The sequence below is a fragment of the Dehalococcoidia bacterium genome (assembly GCA_028711995.1).
GTDB lineage: Bacteria > Chloroflexota > Dehalococcoidia > SZUA-161 > SpSt-899 > JAQTRE01.
The window spans coordinates 1-11601 of record JAQTRE010000090.1 but is presented as its reverse complement, the minus strand read 5'-3'; the positions used below and the strand labels follow the sequence as shown (position 1 = coordinate 11601).

Annotated in this window: 7 protein-coding genes; 1 reads left to right on the top strand and 6 read right to left on the bottom strand. The window is 52.6% G+C overall.

Going from position 1 to position 11601, the window contains the following annotated elements; genetic code table 11:
* Nucleotides 1-421: 421 nt before the first annotated feature.
* From PHV74_11470 to PHV74_11445, 6 genes are all read right to left on the bottom strand, one after another.
* Complete coding sequence (locus tag PHV74_11470) at nt 422-1180, bottom strand: response regulator transcription factor (GenBank protein MDD5094981.1); 759 nt, start codon at nt 1178-1180, stop codon at nt 422-424.
* Nucleotides 1181-1212: 32 nt separating this feature from the next.
* On the bottom strand, nt 1213-1668 hold the full coding sequence (locus PHV74_11465) for a histidine kinase dimerization/phospho-acceptor domain-containing protein (protein ID MDD5094980.1): 456 nt from the start codon (nt 1666-1668) through the stop codon (nt 1213-1215).
* Nucleotides 1669-1825: 157 nt separating this feature from the next.
* The gene (locus PHV74_11460; protein ID MDD5094979.1) at nt 1826-2578 is read right to left on the bottom strand and encodes a response regulator transcription factor; all 753 of its coding nucleotides are present in this window, start codon (nt 2576-2578) and stop codon (nt 1826-1828) included.
* Nucleotides 2579-2667: 89 nt separating this feature from the next.
* On the bottom strand, nt 2668-3054 hold the full coding sequence (locus PHV74_11455) for a response regulator (GenBank protein ID MDD5094978.1): 387 nt from the start codon (nt 3052-3054) through the stop codon (nt 2668-2670).
* 84 nt (nt 3055-3138) lie between these two features.
* Nucleotides 3139-3525 (bottom strand): response regulator, encoded by a 387-nt coding sequence (locus PHV74_11450; GenBank protein ID MDD5094977.1) that lies wholly within the window; start codon nt 3523-3525, stop codon nt 3139-3141.
* A 24-nt stretch (nt 3526-3549) separates the two neighbouring features.
* Nucleotides 3550-7164: a PAS domain S-box protein gene (locus PHV74_11445; GenBank protein MDD5094976.1), complete on the bottom strand. Its 3615-nt coding sequence runs from the start codon at nt 7162-7164 to the stop codon at nt 3550-3552.
* Between the two features lie 1093 nt (nt 7165-8257).
* On the opposite strand from PHV74_11445, the gene PHV74_11440 reads away from it, so the two are divergent.
* Nucleotides 8258-11601, top strand: a 3344-nt coding sequence (locus tag PHV74_11440; protein MDD5094975.1) for a chemotaxis protein CheB, incomplete at its 3' end; no start/stop codon positions are given.

Below are 11601 nucleotides of genomic sequence, written 5' to 3'. Positions count from 1 at the left end.
TATGTCCCCAAGTGGCTGGTATACTGAGCTGGCTGTCTTTATCTCGCCCGGATGATGTAGGCCCGTGGCTTTCCATCACAGGCTTTCTCATGGTCTGTCTTTGTCGGAGCCACTGGGGTCACGTGCACATAGGAGAAGTCATGACCCTGCTTACTCCAGTTTCTTTGGAGTGCAGATTCCTTTTGGAACCTGTAACTACGGGCTCTGCTTCACAAAAATCTGTTGATGAGGTGAACGCGGGGTTGGTCCCATAATTTAAAGAGGGGGTTACACCCTGTTGATGGCTTCTGGGCTTTGCGGTTTTTCGGTCATATGGGAGATGTCTACCAAACCTCTCTGTTTTTTGCGGTCTGTTGACGATTCAATAGCGGGTTTTTTGTCCTCAAAATGGGCACTTTCTCTTCGTGCGCTGGCTCCGATATCAATTATTGGCAGCGCAAACTGAAGACTTTGACTCACTGACAAAGCAGATACTGTCCGCCTGGACTTCCTTGGGCATCATATATCCTATACCGGGTCGGGTCAGGATATATCGAGGGTTGCGGGCGTCATCCTCCAGATTCTGTCTGAGCCGGGCGATGGTGACTTGAAGCAAATGGATTTCGCCAACGTATTCACTGCCCCATACCATTTCCAGTATCTGATCGGGGGTAAGCAACCGGCCCGCATGGCGCGCCAGACAAGACAGCAACCGGTATGCAGTTCGAGTCAGGCTCAATTCCCGACCCCTCAAGACGACTCTGTGCCGGGCAAAATCTATCGAGAGCCCATCGATGGAGAAGATGGGTTCAGGCCGGTTATCCCACAATAGAGTGTGACGCAACGCCACTCTGGTCCTGGCAGCCAGCTCCCTGGAAGAAAACGGCTTGGTGATGAAGTCATCCGCGCCGGCATCCAGACACCGCACCTTTTCATCATCGTCACCCTTGGCGGTAACCATGATGATCGGGACCTGGGAGAATTCTCGAATTCGCTTGCACACAACATATCCGTCCATGCCGGGCATCACGATGTCCAGCAATATGAGGTCCGGACTTTGCCGGTTCAGAATATCAAGGGCATCCTGACCATCGATGGCCCGGATGACCTGATATTTTTCCAGCTGCAGAATACTCTCCACCATCCGCAACATGCGGGCATCATCATCAACCACTAGCACAGACGGTTTTGTTGGTGGCATAGTCATTCCCCCTTGCTCTTGATGGGATCATCCTATCCGACGGGCTGAAGGTCTCTCATCCGAGATGCGGCTACCGGGGAGTTCAGCAACGCTGAGATTCTGGCTGAGATGTCTTTCATTCCGAGAGCACCTGATTCGGGCCGCGGCTGATCCTGAAGTTGATCAATGAGTTCTGCGAGCCTGTCGCTGGCTTCTTCGATAGATTCCAGGTACCGTCTTACCTCGTCATGATCCAGCCTGCCGTCGTAATCCAGCAGCATGGTGGTATATCCTTTAATAACGGTCAGGGGAGCACGCAGGTCATGAGCGATGCCGGAGAGCGGTTGGTTCCAGAGTTGATCCGAACCACGCTGAGCCTTCACATCGGTTGTTGAGCGGACAAGCCGGGCATTTTCGACAACAACGCCGAGGAGCCCTTCCGTTATTCCCAGCGGCTCACTGTTCGGTGAGATCATGGATCTATTGCTTTGCAGTGTTTCTGTGTTCATGCATCTCCTCGATGTGTCGCGTGTCCGGACACCATTCTGCATGCTATCATGCTGGGCTCTTGGTCCGTTCCCTTATACTATTTAGAGTATGTTTTTAACTGACCGCATTCAAGGGGGATAGCACGTAATTTGGTATGATCGCTTTCCGCAGAAACAACTAGGGGGTATCATGCAGAGGGGACCAAGGGGTATACCTGCATAGGTGCTCCCGAAGGCCGCCTGCCCGGTCGGCAATCTCATATCCCGCGGCTCTCTCCGGGAGGATCAGCCTGAGATTGAGGAGATCATCCCCCAGCTTGGTCCGAAGGCGTTTGATATACACCTTGAGGTAATCATCGGCATCCCTGTAATCCGATCCCCATATCTTCTCCATGAGGACCCGGTTGGTCACCACGTGGCCGTGATTTTCTGCCAGAAGGTGCAGCAAACGGTATTCTGTGGGAGTCAGTTTTATTTCTTCGTCATCGACGTACACTTGATGGGTGGCCATGTTGATTATCAGATTTCCTATGGCAAGCTGGTTGTTTGCCTGCTCATGCTTGGGCATGGTGGATCGGCGCAGCACTGCTCTTACCCGTGCCATCAGCTCGGCGTGTACGAATGGTTTGGTGACATAATCATCTGCCCCCAGCTCCAATCCCTTGATCTTGTCGAACCCCTTGTCTCGAGCGGTGAGCATGATTATGGGCACGCCGGAAATCATGCGAATCAGGCGGCAGACTTCGAACCCATCGATATCCGGCAGGCCGATATCGAGGATGACTACGTCGGGGGATTCTTTTTCGACGAGATGAACTCCCTCAAGTCCCCGGCGCGCACATATCACCCTGATATCGGGCTGGCGCAGCTCGAAACAGAGCGAAATGGCTTCAATGACTTCCGCATCGTCTTCAATGATGATTGCTTTCATGTTTTCACCCTGTTTTATTTCGCCTGCGCGTCACGTCAGATATATGCTCTCATTTTCTAGACACAGGATGCCATCGCTGAAGGGAAGCTTCACTGATGCCTAAGGACTCTCTGTATGGCAGCATCCAGGTCTTGTAACTTGCAAGGCTTGTGCAGGTAAACGGAGGCCCGAAGCTGCATCGCTTGGGATTCCGTTTTCATCTCCGGATCGGCGACGGCGCTCAATATGATGACAGGTACATCTGGATACATCTCCCTTATTTTACGCAGGACTTCCAAGCCGTTCATTCCGGGCATTTTGATATCCAGCACGACGACATCGAATATCCTTTCTGAACTCATCGAAAGAGCATCTGTGCCGCACGATGCCGAGGAAACATCATAGCCTCGATTTGTCAGGGCTCGGCCCAGCATATCCCTCAGCGAATCATGGTCATCAACCAGCAGGAGCGATTTTCTGGCCACAACTGTTGTCATTTTGTCCCTCCTATCCAATTGTTCGTCATGTTAACCAGATTGTGGCAATGCCCTTAGCCCGATATCTCGTTAGCGAGCCATATGTCACGGCAAGTTCACGTTTCCACCGAGGAATTTGTTTGCCATTGCGATCACTTCGGCGATCTTGCAGGGCTTGCGCAGATACGCAAACGCTTCATGACTTCTAGCTTCTGCTTGAGCACCGTTTACCGCCGTGAGCATTACTACGGTAGTGGCCGGATGGTGGGCATTCATTATGGAGAGTACTTCAAGGCCGGATATTTCGGGCATCCGGATATCCAAGAACATCAGATCAAAATGGGCCTGAGAGACCTTCTCCAGTGCGTCATAGCCATCTTTTGCCGTAACGACGCTGTAACCCTCCTTCCGTAAAGCCCGGGAGATCATGTCCCGTACTGCCTGCTCATCATCGACCACGATGATGGAACCTTTGCTCGCGTCTTCGATCATCTCATACCTCCTGGCCTCTTCATTTCATAATATGAGTTTAAACGGCATGGTGATGACAGGAAGATCGATCACAAGATTCGCCCCCATGCCTAATTTGCTTGTGGCATAGATTCGTCCGCCGTGCTCTTTGATGATTCCGTAACAGATGCTGAGCCCCAACCCGGTTCCCTTGCCGACATCCTTGGTGGTGAAGAACGGATCGAATATCCGGTCTATGATATCGGGCGGAATGCCTGGCCCGTCATCGGTGAAGGTTATCCGGATCATCTTGTCAGGCCTCGCTTCAACCGTCATTGTCTTGACCAGCAATGTGCCTTTGCCGTGAGCCTCCTTCATGGCATGCTCTGCATTGTTGATCAGGTTCAGAAACACCTGCTGTAGCTGATTGTTGTCGGCCATCAGAGTGGGAAGGTCAGGAGCCAAGTCACGAATGATCTGGATGCCGTCCAGTGTTAGTTCATGCTCACGCAACTCCAGGGTATCCTCGATGCTCTGGTTGATGGAAACAGGCTTCTTTTCCGGGTCGTACCTGCGGGCAAAAGAGAGGAGATTGCCCACAATCGCTATGGTGCGGTCGGTTTCTTTATTGATCGTTTCCAAGTCCGCCCTGAAGCCTTCCTCCTTGACTTCATCGAGCAGCAATTGCGCATAGCCGGAAATCGCCATCAGGGGATTGTTAATTTCATGAGCCACACCGGCAACCAGTTCTCCCACTGCGGCCAGCTTGGCGGATTGCATGAGCTGTGACTGGCTGGCCTTCAGCTGTTCCATCGTCTTTTCAAGCTCGGCGTTTGCCCGCCGGACTTCTTCTTCCGCTCGCTTGCGTTCCGTGATGTCCCTGAGAAGAACTAATCGCAGGCTCTGGCCCCTGATCGTTACGGGAAACGTCTTCTGTTCCACCACAATGGGGCCGTTTTCTTCCCGGATGATAGTGTACTCTTCAGGACCGCTCGTTTTACTCTCCTGTTTCCTGGTTGATGGTCGAAGGGCTTTCAGGACGTCAGATTGGACCACGAGATGACTCAGCCCAAGATTCTTCCCGATCAAATCCGCTTTCTTACTGCGTAGGAGGTCCTCTGCTGCCTTGTTGCAGTCGGTCAAGGTGTCATTGGAATCGAGAATGAGAAATGCATCCGGGGCGCATTCAAACAAAATACTGAGTCTTTCTTCCGATTCCCTCAATTGTCGTTCAGCATTCTTGATATCGGTAATGTCGACATAATTGCCAAGCGATGCCCGTGTTCCGCGATATTCTATAGGAGTAACCGTCTCCCATATCCGTCGCACTTCTCCGTTCTTGATGATGCTGTGGTATTCATAACCGACACTGCTCTTGCCATTCAGCATTTGAATGGCATTTGTCCTGACTTTCTCGCGGTCCTTCACGTGAACCAAGCTCAATGATTGCATGCCCATGAGCTCATTCTGCGTATATCCCGTCGTTTCACAGAAGGATGGGTTCACATAAACAAACTCACCCTTCTGAACGATGTAAGTACCAATGGGTGAGCTGTTGGTCATGGCGGAATACAGCTTTTCCGACTCCTTCAGCTTGTCCTCTATCAGCTTGCGCTCGCTGACATCCTGCGCTATAAGTGACATGCGCACGGGATTGCCGGTTTCGTCAAAGGAGACCCTGCCCTTTGCCTGGATGAAGCGCACTTCACTGTTGGGTAACAGGACGCGATATTCGAAATCATCCGACTCATGGTCGTACAGGGCAGCGCGTAGATGACTTTTGACATATCCCCGATCATCAGGATGGACAGATTCCATGAAGGTCTCATAGTCCTGCGTGCATTCCCCGGGATGCAGACCATGGATATGGTAGAATTCTTCAGAGCAGGTCATTTTCTGGCCCGCAACCTCCCCTTCGCAATTGCCCAAGCGGGCAATCTGCTGAGATACCGCCAGTAGTCGTGCAGTATTCCTGAGCCTTTCCTCGACAACCTTGCGGTCGGTGATATCTCTGAGTACTGCAATCGCCATCGCCGGTCTTCCTGAAGCATCATTGACCGTGCTATAAGCGACGGAGAGCGTTTTCTCAGTGCCACCTTGGGTTCGGATAGTCATCTCTTCATTCTCTAACGATACACCTTTCTCCAGTTTCCTGAGACGTGCGCTGAATGTTCCGGTTCTCTCTGTTGTGATGACCTCGTCCAACTTCATTGGCCGGCCCACGACTTCCTCGCGAGTATGTCCCACCATGCTCAAAAGAGCTTCATTGATATCGACGACATTCCCGGCGAAGTCGAGTATGACAAGGCCATCAGGTATGGATTTGACCAACCCTTCGCTATAGGCGCGGGCCTTCTCTGTCTCAGCAACCTCCGATTTGAGCGCCTCTTCTATAACGAGTATTTCTTCATTCTGATCGTTGAGTTGTTGGTTTCTCTCCTGAAGTGCCTGTTCTATTTGCTTACGTTCGGTGATATCCGAAGCTACGGTAATGATATGTGGCTCGCCGGCCAGCGCGATCTTTTCCGCGGAGAAAAGAAGGTGGCGTATCTCGCCTGTTTTGGTCCGCATCTTTACTTCTTTGTTATACATGCGGCCATTTGCCACAACCTCTTCTATCATCTCTTGGCGTTGATTGGGGTCTGCCCATACTCCGATTTGGGATGTTGTGCGGTCAACGATCTCTTCGCGGGTGTGGCCGGAAAAGGAACAATAAGCCTCGTTGACATCAACCACACGGCCGTTTGATAGGGTGGTGATGGCCATCAGATTGGGACTTGAGCGGAATGCCTTCGAAAACCTGTCCTCGCTCTCCCGTAGTTTCTCTTCAGATCTCTTGCGTTCGGTTATGTCGATTTCCATCCCGTCCCACAAAACGCCCTCTCGATCCGGCACACGTCGAGGCGCCGAGCGTACGAGCGACCATCGTACGTCTCCCGCAGCGGTGCGAAATCTCGTCTCCATTTCGAAAGTGGTCATGTTGCGGAAGCTAACCATCTCTGCCTCCGCAAACCGGGCCCGGTCTTCTTCATGGATTTGCCCATACAGGAGTGTCGCATCGTGCAGAACCGCCTCTTTCGTTACCCCATGTAACCTCTCACATGCCGCACTGACATCGACAAACCGCCGGGTGCCATCAGGATACGCTTCTATTTGATATACCATGCAGTCGGGTAGATTGTCGCTCAAGGCACGCAGGCTTTCTGCCGCTTGCGGCGGGATATTTCCCAATTGCCTGCGCTCGGTGATATCCCTCACCACTACAAGCTGCGCAGTTGGGTTGCCGTCGGTTCCCCTCACCACACTGTGAACCACTGACAACGTGCGTTTGTTACCAGGTTTGGTTGTAACGGAAAGCTCCATATCTCCTGCCGGAAGGCTCGCCTTGAGTTGTTTCATTGCGGCGAGGTCCTTCTTCATTTCTGCCGGATCAGCTAACGATCCGAGCAGATGATGAGCCCTGTGTTCTAGCACATCCTCTTTTCTCAATCCCAGCATTCCCAGGAGAGCCTTATTGACTTCAATCACCCGGTCCTCAATATCCAGCACAAGGACACCATCGTTGACGGCCTTGAGCAATTCATCGGTGAAGGCGCTCACCGTCACGACCTTGTCTGCCTTTGCCTGAAGCGTCTTGTCTTTGGCTACTGGTTGCCTGCTTCTCTTCGGTTTCTTCTTCATGCTTCCCCTCCAGCGTCATCAGTTCTTGGATTATTCGGTGACCCGGTTAGAAGATTGAGAGCCTCTGATGAACTGGGGTAATCTGGTCAGACATGGCTGGGGTTGTTTGGGCTTCCAACTGATCCGCTATGGACCACTCGGCAGTTCTGATTAAGGCTTTATTTGCTGCTGTGAGCCCTCTGTATGCCTCTAAACATAATCTCATGAATGAGACCCTTCAATAGGGTTAACCCTTGACTGATCTGCATGTTATCCCCCACAAATAGCAGGAGACGTGACGCATCAAATCACAGGAGGCTATTCTGTACTCGCGACGAGCCATCGTCACTATACCCATCCTGGAAATGTTGTAGCCTTGTTTAATCATGAATCGAGCTTGCTTCAGATTCAGATTCGATGTTGGTTCTCCAGGCGCAACAAACCTCGTTCCTATCTCCACCCGGGTCTCTCCCCTTAGAGTTTTCTTGAACCTCAGCTTCCATTACATAGCTTCGTAGATTCGGACAATCCGGCTGGTTACCCTATAGTTGCCGCCAGAGCCCGATCACTGCGGCCAGTTGCCTGGAACTATTATGGCGCCTCGCGTTCTGCCCCACTCATGAAGAGCAGGGGAACAGGCCTCCGGAATTCCATGATGGTCCCATCGTGTGGCTTTTCCTCTGTTGCACCAGTCTATTCCGGTGACATTATTGTAGTCCGAAGGTGTCACAGATCAATCACTAACTTATGCGCCAGTCTCACAAAGAAGTCACGAATCAGGTATTACAAGGTAGCATAAGGTTCAGCCATACCACTCCCCACTGTAGCGAATGTCCCATCCCCGTTTTCAGAGAAACCCTTCACCGCGGTACCCTCTCCAAGAAGATTGGGCATCCCGGACATGTAAATACACTCTGCGGATCCTGAACTGAAACTGGGTTTCTGAAGCCGGATTCTCTGGTTTGGACACCTGACTGCCCCTGGATTACCTGATTGCCCAAAGACACCCATATGCACCGCCATGCCATGGACTAAGAATTGTGCTACAATGCAACTATTCGAACCCAATGGCAGACCTCGGAATCATGGCCCGATGCGACCTGGGAGGTACGATATGGCAAAAAAGGCAAAGGAGCCCAAAGCGCCTGCAGAAAAACGCCCCAGACGTAAGACGCCTCAAACGCCAGCAGATGAGATTGCCCCACCTGCAGAGCCAAGGGTTCGCATCGTCGGTATTGGCGCTTCAGCCGGCGGGCTGGAGGCGATAGAGCAATTCTTTACGCACATGCCATCGGAGAGCGGCATGGCCTTTGTTATCCTGCAACACCTTAACCCCGCTCGTCAAAGTTCAACGCCCGAAATCCTGTCCCGTCTTACCCGGATGTCTATCCATGTGGCTACCGATGGTATGAAGGTGGAGCCAAACTCCATCTACCTGAATCCGCCAAACAGGAGCATGGGGATAGCGAACGGTGCTCTATATCTGGAGGAGCCAGTGACGCCGTCGCGGCTGAAGCTTCCCGTGGATTTCTTCTTCCGTTCGCTGGCAAAAGAAAAGGGTTCGGAGGCCATCTGCATTATACTCTCGGGGACAGGAACGGACAGCATTCTTGGCCTGAGGGCCATTAAGGAAAAGATGGGCACAGTCTTGGTCCAGGACCCGGAATCGGCCCGATATGACGGCATGCCGCGCAGCGCCATCGGTGCCGGTCTGGCCGATTTTGTGCTCAAGCCCGAGCAGATGCCGGAGAAGCTGGTTCAGTTTGTGCAGCATTCGGCCATCAACGGTGCCAAGATTAGCAATATGGTCGAGGAAGCTCAAGAACCGCTGCAGCAGATGTTTGCTATCCTGCGAACCAGAACCGGTCACGATTTTTCTGCCTACAAACAAGCCAGCATCCGTCGCCGGCTCCAGCGGCGGATGAGCGTCAACCAGATCAATGACGTTTCCCGATATGTGCGTTTTCTGAAGGAAAACGAAGATGAAGCAAAGGCTTTGCTGCGGGATCTCCTGATCAACGTCACCAATTTCTTCCGCGACCCGGAAGCCTTTGAAGCGCTGAAGGCGAGGCTCAAAGAGTCAATACAAAGCAAGGCTCCAGGCAGCGACTTGAGAGTGTGGGTAGCCGGTTGCGCCACCGGTGAGGAATCTTATTCAGTGGCTATGATCATCTCAGAGTGCCTGAGCGAACTTGAGAAGCATTTGCAGGTCCAGATCTATGGCACGGATATCGACATTGATGCGCTGAATGTGGCCCGGACCGGCATGTACCCGGCCAGCATTGCCGCCGATATTACGCCGGAACGATTAAGGCGGTTCTTTGTTAAAGAGAAAAACACGTATCGCATCAGGAAAGAAATCCGGGAAATGGTGACCTTTGCGCCGCAGGACTTGATCAAAGGTCCGCCCTTCTTCAGAATGGACCTGGTCTGCTGCCGCAATCTTCTGATTTACCTGGAGAGCGATGTTCAAAAGCGATTACTGCCTCTAATGCACTATGCCCTTAACCCCGGTGGAACTCTCTTCCTGGGAAGTTCCGAAACCGTCGGCGACTCTACAGACTTGTTCAGCATACTGGATAAGAAGTGGAAGATATACCGGCGGCTTGAAACGGTGGTCTCTGCCGAGAGGCTAAGATTCCCCTCCGCATTGGCTCCTGCTTTGTGCGGGTCAACCAGCCGGCCCATGCCGCAGCTGGCGGAAGCCAGGATTCACGAGATCGGTGAAAAGATATTTCTGGATAACTATGCTCCCACCTTTGCCGTGATTGACGAGAAGCACCGCCTGGTCTATATCCGCGGGCGAACGGAAAAGTACATGGAGATTGCTTCCGGGAAACCCAGCCTGAATATTCTGGATACAGCAAGGGAAGGACTCAGAGCAGACCTTTCTTCGGCAATATATCAGGCGATTTCGGAACAGAGGGCCATCATTCGTGAAAGAGTGCGTGTCAAGTACAACGGCAGTTTGCAGATGGTCAACCTTACCGTAGCGCCGTTTGCTGCGCACGGGATGCCGCCGGGATTCCTGTTGGTTGTCTTTCAGGAAGGTGGACGTGCCACTGAGGGAGCCCGGATCAGTCCGGTTGCCAAGAGCCGTCGGCGCATAGCCGAGTTGGAAGGGGACCTGAAGTTTACCAGGGAGAACCTTCACTTTACTATTGAAGATTTGGAAGCGGCTAATGAAGAACTGAAGTCGGCCAATGAGGAACTCCTGTCCAACAATGAGGAATTGCAGAGCACCAACGAGGAACTGGACACGTCCCGGGAAGAACTCCAATCGCTCAACGAAGAACTGTCAACCTTGAACACCGAGATTCAGGACAGGAATGAACAATTGGCCACAGCCAACGATGACCTCAAAAACTTCCTCAACCGCACCGATATCGCCATTATTTTCCTCGATGACGGCCTCAACATCAGGAGTTTTACACCGGCGACGTCCGATGTGTTCAACCTGAGGGCCGTCGATGAGGGCCGTCCTCTAGAACACATCACTTCACGGCTGGCATATGACAAGGTGGTTAATGACGCGCGAAAAGTCCTCAGAACCCTGAGGCCAAAAGAAATGGAAGTCCAGCGCAAGGACGGGTGCTGGTACAAGATGCGCATCCTGCCTTACTTCACGACTCAGAATGTCGTCAGCGGTCTGGTGATGAGTTTCCTGAATATCGACGAGGAGAAGAAAGCCGCCGAAGGCTGGCGTCAAACCACAGACTATCTGGATAACCTGTTCAATTACGCCAGCGCTCCCATTATAGTCTGGGACCCTGAACTGAAGATCACCCGCTTCAATCATGCCTTCGAACGGCTTACGGGGCTTAGCGCCGATGAAGTATTGGGCCATGAGTTGGGTATACTATTCCCTGGGGAAAGCCGTGATACATATATGGATCACGTCCGAAGGGCAACGGTCAGCGAACGCTGGGAAGCTGTGGAGATTAACATTCGGCATGTTGACGGCTCTGTCCGAACCCTGCTTTGGAACTCGGCGACTCTGCTGGCTGCCGACGGCAAGACTCCAGTCGCTACAATCGCCCAGGGCATCGATATCACAGAGCGCAAACAACTGGAAATGGAAACGAAACGCCTGCAGCGAGAATCGGCCGAAAGTCTTGCCGAATTCCAGACCGTGCTGGATGCCACGCCCGTCGCCGTGTGGATTGCTCACGACACGGAGTGTCGCGCCATTACCGGAAACATTTGTGCCAACCAGCTTTTCGGCGTCCAGCCGGGTGACAATATATCGCCGAGCGCGCTTCCGGGCGAGGCTGCTATCGCCTACAGGGTATTCCGCAACGGCGCAGAGTTGAAGCCGGAGGAACTACCCGCCCACGTCGCCGCAGCCACCGGAAAGCCGGTTGCCCCTCAGGAACATGAATTCATCTTCGAGGATGGACACCGGCTGTACATGTTGTTTGGTGCTGCGCCCCTGGTTGATGTGCATGGGCACACTCG